Genomic DNA, 14,416 nt, shown 5'->3' on the forward strand with positions numbered 1-14,416 from the left:
ACACGGTCCATCGTTCATGCCTCACCCGCCCCTGGTCAGCGTAGTCATGCCGGCCTACAAGCTCCGCTACTTCGAGCAGGCGCTCGACAGCGTGCTGGCCCAGACCTATCCGGCGCTGGAACTGGTCATCTGCGACGACAACCCGACCGAGGCGATCGCCGAGGTGGTGGAACGCCGTGCGGCCGGTGCCCCGTTCCCGATCCGCTACCAACGCAATCCGGAGCGCTACGGCGAACTCGGCAGCACCGCGCGCGGCATCGCCCTGGCCCAGGGCGAGTACGTGAAGTTCCTGCACGACGACGACGTGCTGGCGCCGGATTGCGTGGCAGCGCTGGTCGCGGCGATGCAGTCCGCGCCCGACGTCCTGCTGGCGTCCTCGCGCCGGCAGCGGATCGACAGCCACGGCGCGCCGCTGGAGGACATCCCCGCCACTGCCTTTCCGTTCGCCGGCGACGTGCTGCTGGACGGGCCGGAGCTGCTGTCGTTCCTGGCCGACCACACCATCAACTTCGTCGGCGAGCCCAGCTGCGTGCTATGCCGGCGCAGCGACCTGCTGGAGATCGGCGACGAGTTGATGACGCTGGCCGGCAAGGTGATCAACTGGGTCGGCGACCTGGCGCTGTACGCCAAGCTGCTGCATCGCGGCCATCTGGCACTGCTGGCGCGGCCGCTGACCCGCTTCCGGGTGTCGGAGGAGCAATACAGCCAGGTCGGCCGCGACCAGCCCGGCATCGGCGATCAGGGCCATGCCAACTTCCGCCAGGGCGTGCGCGCGTTGGGCTGGTACCGCGGCGATGGCGACGTTCGCCAGGTCACGGTGACGCCGCTGGCCGGTGGTCCGAGTACGCCGGTGGACCTGCTGCAGGCGATCCAGGACGCCTACGCGCGCGTCTGCGTGCAAAGCGCCCTGCGCGACTGGCAGGCGCGGCGGATGGTGACGCCGGCGCAACGCGACCTGCTCGACGCGCACATGGTCGCCCTGGGCAGCGCGCCGCGGCTGGCCGTCCTGGTCGACGCACGCGGCGCCGACCACGCCGCACTGGCGGCGACCCTGGACAGCCTGTTACTGGAGGGTGCGGCGTTCGCACAGGTGCAGGCGCTGGTGCTGGGCGATGCCTACAGCGAAGCGTGGCCGGACCCGCGGGTCCGGAGCCTGCCGCCGCTGCCGGCCGAGGCCGATGCGGCGGCGCTGTCCGCCGCGCTGGATGCATCACCGGATAGCGACTGGTGCCTTCGCGTGGCCGCGGGCAGCCGTTTCTATGCAGGCGGCCTGCTGCGGTTGCTGCTGGAACTGGCGCAACAGCCGCAGTGCAACGCGCTGTATGCGGACGCATGGCTGGCGGTGGACGCGGACACCCTGGCGCCGCTGCTGCGGCCCGATCCGGACCTGGACCTGCTGCTGGGCAATCCGCTGGCGATGGCCGGCCACTGGGTGTTCCGCCGTGCCGCGGTGCAGGCGCTGGGCGGCTTCGACCCGTCCTACGACGGCGCCAGCGAATTCGAGCTGATCCTGCGCCTGTTCCTGCGCGACGGCGGCGACGGCATCGTGCACCTGCCCGAGCCGCTGCTGGTCGCTGCGCCGGCCAGCGCCGAGGCCGGCGGCCCGGCGCGCCAGCGCGCGATCGCCGCACACCTGCAGGCCCGCGGCTATCCGCAGGCCACGGTCGAGCCGCTGCCGGGCGGCCTGTTCCGCATCGACTACGGCCACCCCGCGCAGCCGCCGGTCTCGCTCGTGCTGCTGGCACAGGACAACCTGCCGGCGCTGCAGCGCGCGGTGGTCAGCCTGCTCGAACAGACCGCCTACCCCGCCTACGAACTGCTGCTGGTGGACAACGCCAGCCAGGCGCCGGAGATCACTGCGTGGATGCAGGCGGTGGCCGAGCTGGGCAACGGCCGCATCCACGTGTTCGCGCTGGAGCAGCGGGTCTCGCAGGCCGAGGCGCACAACCTCGCCGCGACCCAGGCGCAGGGCGAGTATCTGTTGTTCCTGGACGCCGACAGCGCCGCGGTGCAGGACAGCTGGCTGCACGCGCTGATGAACCACGCGCAGCGGCCGGAGGTCGGCATCGTCGGCGCCAAGGGGGTGTCCGCCGACGGCCGGATCACCCACGCCGGTCTGCTGCCGGGCATGCTGGCCGGCGCCGGCCACGGCTTTGCCGGCGAAGCGATGGCACAGCCCGGCTACATGGGCCGGCTGCAGGTGGCGCATCGCTACAGCGCGGTGTCGGCGCATTGCCTGCTGGTGCGGCGGGCGCTGTTCGAACACCTGTCCGGATTCGACGCGGCCGGCTTCGCCGAGGGCGGCGCCGACGTGGACCTGTGCTTGCGCGCCGCGGCGGCGGGCGCCTGGACGGTGTGGACGCCGCAGGCGCTGCTGCTGCAGCCGGCCCCGGCCACGCGCAGCGAGGCGGCCGACGCGGCCCTGCTGCAGCGCTGGCTGCCGGCGCTGGCGCACGATCCGGCCTATTCGCCCAGCCTGGGCCTGGAGCAGCCCGGCGGCTTCCAGTTGGGCGAATCCGAGTTCTCCTGGCAGCCGCTGTCATGGAAGCCGCTACCGCGGATCCTTGCCCATCCGGGCGACACCTTCGGCAGTGGTCAGTACCGGGTCATCCAGCCGTTCCAGGCGCTGGCCGCGGCGGCGCAGATCGACGGCCTGTACTACGCACGCCTGCTCGACCCGGTGGAACTGCAGCGCATCGGCGCCGATGCGGTGGTGCTGCAGCGCCGCGTCGGCGATGCGGAACTGGCGCGGATGGAGCGCATGCGCCGTTTCTGCGGTGCCTTCATGGTCTACGAACTGGACGACTACCTGCCCAATCTGCCGCTGAAGAGCGCGCATCGCGAGCAGATGCCCAAGGACGTACTGCGTTCGCTGCGGCGTGCCGCCACGCTGGTGGACCGGGTCACCGTCTCCACACCGGACCTGGCCGAGGCGCTGGCCGGCCTGCACAGCGACATCCGCGTGGTCCGCAACCGCCTGGAGCCGCAGCTGTGGGGCGCGCTGGCGACGCCGGCGGCGTCCGACTCGGCCAAACCGCGGGTCGGCTGGGCCGGCGGACTCAGCCACACCGGCGACCTGGAACTGATCGCCGACGTGGTGCAGGCGCTGGCCGGCGAGGTCCATTGGGTGTTCATGGGGATGTGCCCGGAGCGGCTGCGCCGGCACGTGCATGAGGTGCACACGGGCGTGGACTTCGCCCGCTATCCGCAGGCGCTGGCCGCGCTGGGCCTGGACCTGGCGCTGGCGCCGCTGGAAGACAACCTGTTCAACCGCTGCAAGAGCAACCTGCGCGTACTCGAGTACGGCGCCTGCGGCTATCCGGTGGTGGCCAGCGACCTGCCGCCCTACCGCGGCGGCGGGCTGCCGGTGACCCTGGTCAAGAACCGCTTCCGCGACTGGGTCAATGCGATCCGCGCACACCTGGCCGATGCCGACGCCCGGGCCGCGGCCGGCGCCGCCCTGCGCGCGGCGGTGCAGCGCGACTGGCTGCTGCAAGGCGACAACCTGCAGGAGTGGCGGGCGGCCTGGCTGCCGGACTGAGTCGCCCCCCAGCCCACCTTGAGGTCGGCGCGCAGCGCCCGCGTCCGAGCGTGACGACGCGCACAGCGTCAACCCACCGACACGTCGCCTGCGCCCATCCGCGCCGGCGACGCGGCAGGCGCCGGGAACCCGTCACCTGCCGCCGGTGTTCCCTGCCCTTGCCCGCTCGCAGGCCGCGCGGCACGTGAACGCCGTTTCGGCACACCGCTTGCATTGCATACGGGCAAGCCGTCTCCCGGCAGGGACTTCACCGTATGAGCGACTCCATCAGCTCCATCCTTTCGCAGATCCGCAGCTACCAGGGCCAGGTCGGCCAGGCAGCGCAGACGCGGGTGGGCGATGTCGGCCGCAGCAATGCGATCGAAGGCCTGACCGGCAACCAGGGCGTGCAGGGCCCGAGCTTCACCGAGACCCTGCGTAACGCGATCGGCGGCGTGAACGAGGCCCAGCAGAAGTCCGGCGACCTCGCCAAGGCCTTCGAACTGGGCGATCCCAGCGCCGATCTGGCCAAGGTGATGCTGGCCGCACAACAGTCCCAGGTGGCGTTTCGCGCTACCGTGGAAGTCCGCAACCGACTCGTCCAGGCGTATCAGGACGTGATGAACATGCCGCTGTAAGGGTAGAAGACGATGGCGCTTGCGATCAGCAAAGACACTTTCAGCAGCGAAAAGGCGGGCGCCTGGTTCGACCGCCTGCAGAGCCTGCAGCTCACCCGCCGCATCGGCCTGATGGCGATGATCGCGGTGGCGGTGGCGGCCGGCCTGTTCGTGTTCTTCTGGTCGCAGAAGCCGGCCTACACCCCGCTGTACACCGGCCTGGACGAGAAAGGCACGGCCGAGGCCACCGACCTGCTGCGCACCGCGCAGATCCCGTTCAAGCTCGACCAGGCCACCGGCGCGATCACCGTGCCGGAGGACAAGCTGTACGACGCGCGGCTGAAGCTGGCCGGCTCCGGCCTGACCGACAACGGCAACATGGGTTTCGAGGTGATGGAGAAGGATCCCGGCTTCGGGGTCAGCCAGTTCGTGGAGAACGCGCGCTACCAGCACGCCCTGGAAACCGAACTGGCCCGCACCATCTCCAGCCTGCGCCCGGTGCGCGAGGCGCGGGTGCACCTGGCCATTCCCAAGCCGAGCGCGTTCACCCGCCAGCGCGAGGCCGCCAGCGCCTCGGTGGTGCTGGAACTGCGTGGCGGCACCACCCTGGAACGCAACCAGGTCGATGCGATCGTCAACATGGTCGCCTCCAGCATCCCCGACCTGGCGCCGGATCGCGTCACCGTGGTCGACCAGAGCGGGCGCATGCTGACCATCGCCGACCCCAACAGCGACGCCGCGCTCAACGCCGCCCAGTTCGATCAGGTGCGCCGCCAGGAAAGCGCCTACAACCAGCGCATCCGCGAACTGCTGGAGCCGATGACCGGCCCGGGCCGGGTCAACCCGGAAGTGAACGTGGACATGGACTTCTCGGTGGTCGAGGAAGCGCGCGAGCTGTACAACGGCGACCCGCCGAAGCTGCGCAGCGAGCAGGTCAGCGACAGCAGCACCCAGACCGGCGGCCCGCAGGGCGCGCCGGGCGCGACCAGCAACTCGCCTGGCAGCGCGCCGGGCCAGCCGGGCGCCACCGGCGCTCCGCCTGCACCGGGCACGGCCGGCACCCAACAAGCCGCCGCCGCGACGCCGACCGAGAGTTCCAAGAGCGCCACCCGCAACTACGAACTGGACCGTACCCTGCAGCACACCCGGCAGCCGGCCGGGCGCATCAAGCGCGTCTCGGTGGCGGTGCTGGTGGATCACGTGATGCGTCCCGGCGCCAAGGGCAAGATGACCGAGCAGGCGCTCAGCGCCGCCGAGCTGACCCGCATCGAAGGCCTGGTCAAGCAGGCGGTGGGCTTCAATGCCGAACGTGGCGACACCGTCTCGGTGATGAACGCACCGTTCGTGCGCACGGCGCCGGAAGCGGAAGACAAGCCCGGTTGGTGGGAAGATCCGCGGGTGATGAACGGCCTGCGCCTGGTGCTGGGTGCGGCGGTGGTGCTGGCGCTGCTGTTCGGCGTGCTGCGCCCGGCGCTGCGCCAGATCGCCGGTCCCGCGCCGGCCGCGGCGGTCGGCCACGACCGCGACGGCAACGAACCGCGCGATGCCAAGCTGTCGATGCTCGACGACGACAACCCGCTGCTGCCGTCGCTGGGCGAGGACACCGCCAGCCTCAGCGGCGGCAGCGGCGGCAACCCCGCCATCGCCCTGCCCGACGCCTACGAGGAACGGTTGCGCCAGGCCCGCGAAGCGGTCAAACAAGATTCCAAGCGCGTGGCGCAGGTCGTGAAGGGATGGGTCGCCAGTGAAGCCTGATGCGAATGCAATGAATGGGACCCAGCGCGCCGCCGTGCTGCTGCTGTCGCTCGGCGAGGCCGACGCGGCCGAGGTGCTCAAGCACATGGACCCCAAGGAGGTGCAGAAGATCGGCATCGCCATGGCGACGCTGAGCGGCATCTCGCGCGACCAGGTCGACAAGGTCATGGAAGAGTTCAACGCCGAGCTGGGCAGCAAGACCTCGCTGGGCGTGGGCGCCGACGACTACATCCGCAACGTGCTGGTGCAGGCGCTGGGCGCCGACAAGGCCGGCAGCCTGATCGACCGCATCCTGCTCGGCCGCAACACCACCGGCCTGGACACGCTGAAGTGGATGGATCCGCGCGCGATCGCCGACCTGGTGCGCAACGAGCATCCGCAGATCATTGCCATCGTCATGGCGCACCTGGACAACGACCAGGCCGCCGAGGCGCTGAAGCTGCTGCCCGAGCGCACCCGCGCCGACGTGCTGATGCGCATCGCCACCCTCGACGGCATTCCGCCGCACGCGCTCAACGAACTCAACGAGATCATGGAGCGGCAGTTCTCCGGCAACCAGAACCTGAAGTCCTCGAACGTGGGCGGGGTCAAGGTCGCGGCGAACATCCTCAACTTCCTGGACAGCGGCGCCGACCAGGGTGTGCTGGCGGCGATCAGCAAGATCGACGCCGACCTGGGCAGCCGCATCCAGGACCTGATGTTCGTGTTCGACAACCTGGTGGAGCTGGACGACCGCGGGCTGCAGACCATGCTGCGCGAGGTCAGCGGCGACCGCCTCGGCCTGGCCCTGCGCGGCGCCGACATCAAGGTGCGCGACAAGATCACCAAGAACATGTCCCAGCGCGCCGCCGAGATCCTGCTCGAAGACATGGAGGCGCGCGGCCCGGTGCGCCTGGCCGACGTGGAGGCCGCGCAGAAGGAGATCCTGGCGATCGTGCGGCGTCTGGCCGATGAGGGCGTGATCAGCCTCGGCGGCGGTGGTGCGGAGGCCATGGTATGAACGGCAACGTGGTGCGCTGGCTGGCGCCGGAACTCGATGCCCCGCCGTTGTCGGCGGCGCAGCCGTACGAAGACGTGCTGCCGGACGAGCCGGTGCTGCGCCCGCCGAGCCTGGAGGAGATCCAGGCGATCGAGGCCGCGGCCCAGCACGAGGGCTTCGAACGCGGCCACGCCGAGGGCCTGGCCCAGGGCCAGGCCGAGATCCGCCGGCTGACCGCGCAGATCGACGGCATCCTGGACAACTTCTCGCGGCCGCTGGCGCGGCTGGAGAACGAAGTGGTCGGCGCGCTCGGCGAACTGGCCGTGCGCATCGCCGGCAGCCTGGTCGGCCGCGCCTACCAGGCCGACCCGGTGCTGCTGTCGGAACTGGTGGCCGAGGCGCTGGACGCGGTCGGCGGCGCGCGCCGCGACGTCGAGGTGCGCCTGCACCCGGACGACATCGCCGCGCTGACCCCGTTGCTGACGATGATGGACCAGGGCATCCGGCTGGTGCCGGACCTGAGCCTGAGCCGTGGCGACCTGCGCGTGCACGCCGAATCGGTGCGCATCGACGGCACCCTCGAAGCTCGCCTGCGCGCGGCCCTGGAGACGGTGATGCGCAAGTCCGGAGCCGGCCTGTGAGCGCGCTGTCGGGCACCCACCCCGCCGACTGGCTGGATGCGCGCAACCTGCGCCTGGCCGGCCGTCTCGGCAGGCTCGACCTGGACGCGGCCGCCGGCCGCGGCCTGATCCGCGAGGGCATCCTGCGCCGCGCGGTCGGCCTGACCCTGGAAGCGGTCGGCTGCGAGGCGCCGATGGGCGCCACCTGCAGGGTCGAGGTCGACGGCGGCTGGGTCGATGCCGAAGTGGTCGGCTTCTCCGGCGACCGCACCTCGCTGATGCCCAGCGCCGAAACCCACGGCCTGCTGCCCAACGCGCGGGTGGTGCCGCTGCACCGCCGCGGCGGCGTGGAAGTGGGCGAAGGCCTGCTCGGCCGCGTCATCGACTCGGACGGCGTGCCGCTGGACGGCAAGGGCCCGATCCGCGCCGAAGGCTCGGTGGGCATGGCCGGCGTGTCGATCAACCCGCTGGCGCGCGAACCGATCACCACCCCGCTGGACGTCGGCGTGCGCGCGATCAACGCGCTGCTGCCGATCGGCCGCGGCCAGCGCGTGGGCCTGTTCGCCGGCTCCGGCGTCGGCAAGTCCACCCTGCTGGGCATGATGACCCGCTACACCGCCGCCGACGTGATCGTGGTCGGGCTGATCGGCGAACGCGGCCGCGAAGTGCGCGATTTCGTCGAGACCACCCTGGGCGAGGAAGGCCTGCGCCGCGCCGTGGTCGTCGCCGCCCCGGCCGACCGCCCGCCGCTGGCGCGCCTGCACGGCGCCTACCGCGCCACCGCCATCGCCGAGTGGTTCCGCGACCAGGGCCTGAACGTGCTGCTGCTGATGGACTCGCTGACCCGCTTCGCCCAGGCCCAGCGCGAGATCGGCCTGTCGGTGGGCGAGCCGCCGACCACCCGCGGCTATCCGCCGTCGGTGTTCGCCAAGCTGCCGGCCCTGGTCGAGCGCGCCGGCAATGGCGCCAAGGGCCGCGGCTCGATCACCGCCTTCTACACCGTGCTGACCGAAGGCGACGATCCGCAGGACCCGATCGCCGATGCCGCCCGCGCCATCCTCGACGGCCACATCCTGCTGTCGCGGCGCGTCGCCGACAGCGGCCTGTACCCGGCCATCGACGTCGAGTCCTCGGTCAGCCGCGTGGTCCAGGACATCGCCGACGAGCCGTGGCGCCTGCGCATCCGCTCGCTGAAGCGGCTGGTGTCGGCCTACTCGGCCAACCGCGACCTGATCACCATCGGCGCCTACCAGCGCGGCAACGACCCGGCGGTGGACGAAGCGCTGGAGCGCTGGCCGGAGATCATGGAATTCCTCGGACAGGACGTCGCCAAAGCCGCAGATCTGCCCCACAGCCAGGCCGCCCTGAAACGGCTGGTCGACCGCGAGAACTAAGCCATGATGCAATCGCAACGTCTCGATCCCCTGCTCCGCCGGGCTCAGCAGCACGAAGACGAGGTCGCCCGCGATCTCGCCGAGCGCCAGCGCGCTCTGGCCACCCACGAGTCGCGGCTGGAAGAACTGCGCCGCTACGCCGACGAGTACGCCAACAGCCAGATGGCGGCGACCAGTCTGGCGCAGCTGGCCAACCGCCGCGCCTTCCTGGACCGGCTGGAGAGCGCGGTTCAGCAGCAGTGCCAGACCGTGGACCGCAATCGCGAGAAGGTCGAGATGGAGCGCAGCCGGCTGCTGCTGGCCAGTCGCGACAAGCAGGTGCTGGAACAGCTCGCGGCCAGCTACCGCGCGCAGGAACGCAAGGTCGACGACCGCCGCAGCCAGCGCGAGATGGACGACCTCGGCGCGCGCCGCGCGCGCCTGGCGGCCACCGCCGACGAACACGAGAACGGAGACGGACGATGAACAACGCGCTTTCCGCGCTGGGCGGCAGCGGCCGCGCCAGCCAGATCGGCGGCGGCAACGACACCACGGGCCTGGACCGCAGCAGCGGCAAGGACAAGGATTTCGCCAAGCTGCTCGGCGGCAGCAGCGGCGGCTCGGCGCGCACCACCGCGCCCAAGCCCGCCGCCCGCGAGACGGCCAAGCCGGCGCAACCGGCCGACAAGGATCAGGCGGACAAGCGCCCGGCGGCCGCCGACGACACCGCCAGCGATCCCGCGCGCACCGCGCAGGCCGGCGACAAGGTCGCCCAGGACACCGAGAAGAGCAGCACCGAGACCAAGGCCTCGGGCAAGGACAAGGGCAAGACCGAGGACAAGCGCGACGACGCCAAGCCCGACGAGGCCGCCTGGCCGCCGGCCGGGCTGGCCGGGATCGGCCTGGGCCTGTTGCCGGCGATCGGCGCGGCGGTGCTGCCGGCCGCCTCGGCGACCCCGCTGGGCGCGGCGGCCGGACTGGCCGTCGGCGTCGCCGGCGCCGTGGCCAGCGGCGCGGCCGCCCTGCTCGGCGGCGGCGACGCGCTGCCGCAGACCGCGGCGGGCGCCACCGATCCGAATGCGGCCAGCGCCGGCACCGCCAGCGCGACGGCCGGCACCACCGCCCCGGCCTCGGCCGCCGGCGGCTTCGGCGCGATGCTGATGGCGCAGGGCGGGTCGGCCGACAAGGCCGGTGGCGCCGAGACCGCGGCCCCGCTGGCGGCACTGGCGGCCATCGCCGCCGCGGCCAGCGGCAAGACCGGCGAAGGCGGCGACGCCGCGCCCGCCGCCGATCCCAGCGCGATCGCGCCGACCGCGGCGGCCACGCCGCTGCACGCCACCACGCGGCTGGCCGATGCGCAGCCGTTCAGCGGCTCGCCCACGCCGACCCCGAATCTGCACGGCAACCAGTTCGACGAGGAGTTGGGCGCGCGCATCAGCTGGCTGGCCGACCAGAAGATCGGCCACGCCCACATCAAGCTGAATCCGGCCGAGCTGGGCCCGGTCGAGGTGCGCCTGCACATGACCGGCGACCAGGTCAACGCCAGCTTCAGCAGCAACCAGGCCGACGTGCGCCAGGCCCTGGAGAACAGCCTGCCACGCCTGCGCGAGATGCTCGGCCAGCATGGCTTCCAGCTCGGCCAGGCCGACGTCGGCCAGCAGCAGCCGCAGCAACAGCAGGCCAATGCGCAGAGCACGCCGCAGGGCGGCAGCCGCAGCGGCGGCGAGCTTGCCGACGACCTGTCCGGCAGCGTCGGGATTCCGGCGATGGTGCTGCGCCAGCGCGGGCTGCTCGACGCCTACGCCTGATCCTGGCGGCGCTGCCGCCAGCCGGATCGGGGTAAGGCCTTTTGTGGGAAGGGGTTCAGCCCCGACACTTTCCTCCGAAAAGCGTCGGGGCTGAACCCCTTCCCACCCCGGATCCCTTCTCCCACAACGGTCTCGGCCCACGCCTGCGCGGCACGCGGCGGCACCGTCAAACACCCGGCGCGCCCGGCGCCCGGTTTCGGCACGGCGATTGCATCCTCAGGGGCAGACCCCCTTCAGGACGCCGCACTGTGTCAGCCCCCGACAAATCCAAGAAAGACGCCAAGGACGCCCCGGAAGGCGGCAAGTCGAAGAAAAAGCTGCTGATCATCGTCATCGCGGCGGTGCTGGTGCTGGGCGGCGGCGGTGCCGGCGCGTTCTTCTTCCTGAAGAAGCCCGAGGGCGGCCACGCCAAGGCCGAGGAGAAGACCGCCGAGGTTCCCAAGCCCGCGCAGTACTTCGCGATGGACCCGGCGTTCGTGGTCAACCTCAACGGCGGCGCCGAAGACGGCCCGCACTACCTGCAGCTGGAAGTGCAGCTGATGACCCGCGATCCGGAAGAGCTGAAGCTGATCACCGAGAACGCCCCGGCGATCCGCGCGCATCTGCTGATGCTGTTCTCGCAGGTGCAGGCAACGGACATCGCCAACATCGAAGGGCGCAAGAAGCTGCAGGCCGCGGCGCTGGCCGATGCGCAGAAGCTGATGACCGCCGAGACCGGCAAGAAGTGCGTGGAAGAACTGCTGTTCACCAGCTTCGTCACCCAGTAAGGCGATGCCGCGATGACCGACCTGCTTTCCCAAGACGAGATCGATGCCCTGTTGCATGGCGTCGATGCCGGCGTGGTGGATACCGAGCCGGCGGCGGCCGAGCCGGGTGAAGCGCGCAACTACGACTTTTCCAGCCAGGACCGGATCATCCGGGGGCGCATGCCGACCCTGGAGATGGTCAACGAGCGCTTCGCGCGCCTGTGGCGGATCGGCCTGTTCAACCTGATCCGGCGCTCGGCCGACCTGTCGGTGCGCGGCATCGACCTGATCAAGTTCAACGACTACATGCACTCGCTGTACGTGCCGAGCAACCTGAACCTGATCAAGTTCAAGCCGTTGCGCGGCACCGGCCTGATCGTGTTCGAGCCGACCCTGGTGTTCACCGTGGTGGACAACTTCTTCGGCGGCGACGGCCGCTACCCCACCCGCATCGAAGGCCGCGAATTCACCCCGACCGAGATGCGGGTGATCCAGCTGATGCTCAAGCAGACCTTCGCCGACCTGGCCGAAGCCTGGGCGCCGGTGATGGAGGTGGACTTCGAGTACATCAATTCCGAGGTCAACCCGCACTTCGCCAACATCGTCACCCCGCGCGAGTACGTGGTGGTCAGCCGCTTCCACGTGGAGCTGGAAGGCGGCGGCGGCGAGATCCACGTGACCCTACCGTACTCGATGCTGGAGCCGATCCGCGAACTGCTCGACGCCGGCATCCAGAGCGATCGCGTCGACCGCGACGAAAGCTGGAACATCATGCTGCGCGAGCAGCTGTTCGGCTCGGAGGTCACCATTTCCAGCGTGCTGGCGCAGAAGCAGATGAGCCTGCGCGAGCTGACCCGCTTGAAGATCGGCGACGTGCTCCCGATCGACCTGCCCAAGCAGGTGCCGCTGTGCGTGGAGAACATCCCGGTGTTCACCGGCGAGTTCGGCATCTCGCGCGGCCAGAACGCGGTGAAGATCACCGCCACCCATCCCCCCGGCGCGCTGCGCCGTCGTCCCGCTCTCCAGGAAGACCTGCCATGACCCAGACCGATCCCACCCAGCCGGCGCCGGCCCAGTTCGACAGCCTGCAGCCGGATGCCACGGCCGAGTCCAACGACCTGAACCTGGACGTGATCCTGGATGTGCCGGTGACGCTGTCGCTGGAAGTGGGCCGCAGCCGCATTCCGATCCGCAACCTGCTGCAGCTCAACCAGGGTTCGGTGGTGGAACTGGAGCGTGGCGCCGGCGAGCCGCTGGACGTGTACGTCAACGGCACCCTGATCGCGCACGGCGAAGTGGTGACCATCAACGACCGTTTCGGCGTGCGCCTGACCGACGTGGTCAGCCCCAGCGAGCGCATCCGGAGACTGCGGTGAGCTTGCTGCTCGCCATCGCCACGCAGACCGCAAAGCACGGTGCGGGCGTCGGCAACGCGGCGCCGTCGGCGCCCAGCCTGCTCGGTGCGGTGTTCGCGCTGCTGCTGGTGCTGGGCCTGATCCTGGCCATGGCCTGGGTGCTCAAGCGCCTGCCCGGCAGCGGCTTCCGCCCGGCCCAGGGCCTGCGCGTGGTCGCCAGCCTGGCGGTCGGCGCCAAGGAGCGGGTGGTGGTGGTCGAGGTCAATGGCGAACAGCTGTTGCTCGGCGTGTCGCCCGGCGGGGTACGCACCTTGCATCAGTTGCCCGAGCCGCTGCCGCAGGCCCCCGCGCCGACCCTGCCTTCGCTCAAGCAGTTCAAGCAGCTTCCCGATTTCGCTCAGCTTCTGGCGCAGAAGCTGCGCAAGGACAAATGACCATGCCGTTTTTCTGGAACCGCAACGCTCGCCGCCTGCGCCTGCTGCTGATCCTGCTGGCACTGAGCCTGCTGCCCGCCTTCGCCTGGGCGCAGGCCAATCCGGCGCCGGCCACCACGCCGACCGCGCAGAACCCGCAGAACGCCGCGCCCACCCTGCCCTCGCTACCGGAGGTCAACGTCGGCAAGATCGGCGCGCAGCCGGTCAGCCTGCCGCTGCAGACCCTGCTGCTGATGACGGCCATCACCCTGCTGCCATCGCTGCTGCTGGTGCTGACCGCCTTCACCCGCATCACCATCGTGCTCGGCCTGCTGCGGCAGGCGCTGGGCACCGGGCAGACGCCATCCAACCAGGTACTGATGGGCCTGGCGCTGTTCCTGACCGCGCTGGTGATGATGCCGGTCTGGGAAAAGGCCTGGGGCCAGGGCATGAGTCCGTATCTCAACGGCCAGATCGATTTCCAGACCGCGTGGACGCTGACCACGCAGCCGCTGCGCGCCTTCATGCTGGCGCAGGTGCGCGAGACCGACCTGATGACCTTCGCCGGCATGGCCGGCAACGGCACCTACAGCGGCCCGGACGCGGTGCCGTTCCAGGTGCTGGTGGCCTCGTTCGTGACCAGCGAGCTGAAGACGGCGTTCGAGATCGGTTTCCTGATCTTCATTCCGTTCGTGATCATCGATCTGGTGGTCGCCAGCGTGCTGATGTCGATGGGCATGATGATGATGTCGCCGATGCTGATCTCGGCGCCGTTCAAGATCCTGCTGTTCGTGCTGGTCGATGGCTGGGTGCTGACGGTCGGCACGCTGGCCGCCAGTTTCAACGGGGTCTGAGGCGATGAGTCCGGAACTGGCGTTGACCGAGTTGCGTGGCGGGCTGATCACGGTGTTGTGGGTGGCGGGGCCGTTGTTGCTGGCGATGTTGGCGGTTGGTGTGGTGATCGGTGTGTTCCAGGCGGCGACGCAGCTCAATGAGCCGACGATCGCGTTCATCGCGAAGGTGGTGGCGTTGACGGCGATGTTGTTCGCGACGGGGAGTATGTTGCTGGCGCATCTGGTGGAGTACACGACGATGCTGTTTCAGCGTATTCCGCATTTGATTGGGTAGCTGGGATGGCTGCGTCTGACGCTGCGCTTCTTGCTGCTGCATCGCTTTTGGCTGGGAACCGGCAAGAGCTTTCGCCTTGTGGCGAGCCTTCTGAACAGCAAG

The 14,416-nt window shown here is 70.3% G+C and carries 14 protein-coding genes; all 14 read left to right on the forward strand.

From position 1 onward, the window contains the following. The first annotated feature begins 16 nt into the window (after positions 1 to 16). The gene (locus tag GGR64_RS15970; RefSeq protein WP_184647058.1) at positions 17 to 3,541 is read left to right on the forward strand and encodes a glycosyltransferase; all 3,525 of its coding nucleotides are present in this window, start codon (positions 17 to 19) and stop codon (positions 3,539 to 3,541) included. Between the two features lie 254 nt (positions 3,542 to 3,795). Further along, entirely contained in the window at positions 3,796 to 4,158 is a 363-nt protein-coding gene (gene fliE, locus GGR64_RS15975) for a flagellar hook-basal body complex protein FliE (protein ID WP_019797186.1), read from the forward strand. A gap of 12 nt (positions 4,159 to 4,170) precedes the next feature. Then, complete coding sequence (fliF, locus tag GGR64_RS15980; protein ID WP_184447973.1) at positions 4,171 to 5,892, forward strand: flagellar basal-body MS-ring/collar protein FliF; 1,722 nt, start codon at positions 4,171 to 4,173, stop codon at positions 5,890 to 5,892. A gap of 10 nt (positions 5,893 to 5,902) precedes the next feature. Continuing rightward, positions 5,903 to 6,892: a flagellar motor switch protein FliG gene (fliG, locus tag GGR64_RS15985; protein ID WP_160958722.1), complete on the forward strand. Its 990-nt coding sequence runs from the start codon at positions 5,903 to 5,905 to the stop codon at positions 6,890 to 6,892. Continuing rightward, positions 6,889 to 7,512 (forward strand): FliH/SctL family protein, encoded by a 624-nt coding sequence (locus GGR64_RS15990; protein WP_184447974.1) that lies wholly within the window; start codon positions 6,889 to 6,891, stop codon positions 7,510 to 7,512. The genes fliG and GGR64_RS15990 overlap by 4 nt, the downstream gene beginning before the upstream one ends. Next, the gene (locus GGR64_RS15995) at positions 7,509 to 8,885 is read left to right on the forward strand and encodes a FliI/YscN family ATPase (protein ID WP_160967549.1); all 1,377 of its coding nucleotides are present in this window, start codon (positions 7,509 to 7,511) and stop codon (positions 8,883 to 8,885) included. The genes GGR64_RS15990 and GGR64_RS15995 overlap by 4 nt, the downstream gene beginning before the upstream one ends. A 3-nt stretch (positions 8,886 to 8,888) precedes the next feature. After that, positions 8,889 to 9,350, forward strand: coding sequence for a flagellar export protein FliJ (fliJ, locus tag GGR64_RS16000; protein WP_167087715.1), 462 nt, complete (start codon positions 8,889 to 8,891; stop codon positions 9,348 to 9,350). After that, on the forward strand, positions 9,347 to 10,672 hold the full coding sequence (locus tag GGR64_RS16005; RefSeq protein ID WP_184647060.1) for a flagellar hook-length control protein FliK: 1,326 nt from the start codon (positions 9,347 to 9,349) through the stop codon (positions 10,670 to 10,672). The genes fliJ and GGR64_RS16005 overlap by 4 nt, the downstream gene beginning before the upstream one ends. A 248-nt stretch (positions 10,673 to 10,920) precedes the next feature. Next, positions 10,921 to 11,439 (forward strand): flagellar basal body-associated FliL family protein, encoded by a 519-nt coding sequence (locus GGR64_RS16010; RefSeq protein WP_184647062.1) that lies wholly within the window; start codon positions 10,921 to 10,923, stop codon positions 11,437 to 11,439. Positions 11,440 to 11,451: 12 nt separating this feature from the next. Further along, entirely contained in the window at positions 11,452 to 12,459 is a 1,008-nt protein-coding gene (fliM, locus tag GGR64_RS16015; protein ID WP_160967557.1) for a flagellar motor switch protein FliM, read from the forward strand. Next, positions 12,456 to 12,794, forward strand: a complete 339-nt coding sequence (fliN, locus tag GGR64_RS16020; RefSeq protein WP_160967559.1) for a flagellar motor switch protein FliN — start codon at positions 12,456 to 12,458, stop codon at positions 12,792 to 12,794. The genes fliM and fliN overlap by 4 nt, the downstream gene beginning before the upstream one ends. Further along, complete coding sequence (gene fliO, locus GGR64_RS16025) at positions 12,791 to 13,207, forward strand: flagellar biosynthetic protein FliO (protein ID WP_184447976.1); 417 nt, start codon at positions 12,791 to 12,793, stop codon at positions 13,205 to 13,207. Before fliN ends, fliO begins: the two co-directional genes overlap by 4 nt. 2 nt (positions 13,208 to 13,209) lie before the next feature. Continuing rightward, positions 13,210 to 14,040: a flagellar type III secretion system pore protein FliP gene (gene fliP, locus GGR64_RS16030; protein WP_160967586.1), complete on the forward strand. Its 831-nt coding sequence runs from the start codon at positions 13,210 to 13,212 to the stop codon at positions 14,038 to 14,040. 4 nt (positions 14,041 to 14,044) lie between these two features. Then, entirely contained in the window at positions 14,045 to 14,314 is a 270-nt protein-coding gene (locus GGR64_RS16035) for a flagellar biosynthetic protein FliQ (RefSeq protein ID WP_010343869.1), read from the forward strand. Positions 14,315 to 14,416: the final 102 nt, after the last annotated feature.

Source organism: Xanthomonas sp. 3307, assembly GCF_014199735.1.
GTDB lineage: Bacteria > Pseudomonadota > Gammaproteobacteria > Xanthomonadales > Xanthomonadaceae > Xanthomonas_A > Xanthomonas_A rydalmerensis.

Coding starts and splice junctions, on each gene's coding strand:
- GGR64_RS15970 (WP_184647058.1), top strand. CDS start 17: ATGCCTCACCCGCCCCTGGTCAGCGTAGTCATGCCGGCCTACAAGCTC.
- fliE (WP_019797186.1), top strand. CDS start 3,796: ATGAGCGACTCCATCAGCTCCATCCTTTCGCAGATCCGCAGCTACCAG.
- fliF (WP_184447973.1), top strand. CDS start 4,171: ATGGCGCTTGCGATCAGCAAAGACACTTTCAGCAGCGAAAAGGCGGGC.
- fliG (WP_160958722.1), top strand. CDS start 5,903: ATGAATGGGACCCAGCGCGCCGCCGTGCTGCTGCTGTCGCTCGGCGAG.
- GGR64_RS15990 (WP_184447974.1), top strand. CDS start 6,889: ATGAACGGCAACGTGGTGCGCTGGCTGGCGCCGGAACTCGATGCCCCG.
- fliJ (WP_167087715.1), top strand. CDS start 8,889: ATGATGCAATCGCAACGTCTCGATCCCCTGCTCCGCCGGGCTCAGCAG.
- GGR64_RS16005 (WP_184647060.1), top strand. CDS start 9,347: ATGAACAACGCGCTTTCCGCGCTGGGCGGCAGCGGCCGCGCCAGCCAG.
- fliM (WP_160967557.1), top strand. CDS start 11,452: ATGACCGACCTGCTTTCCCAAGACGAGATCGATGCCCTGTTGCATGGC.
- fliN (WP_160967559.1), top strand. CDS start 12,456: ATGACCCAGACCGATCCCACCCAGCCGGCGCCGGCCCAGTTCGACAGC.
- fliP (WP_160967586.1), top strand. CDS start 13,210: ATGCCGTTTTTCTGGAACCGCAACGCTCGCCGCCTGCGCCTGCTGCTG.
- GGR64_RS16035 (WP_010343869.1), top strand. CDS start 14,045: ATGAGTCCGGAACTGGCGTTGACCGAGTTGCGTGGCGGGCTGATCACG.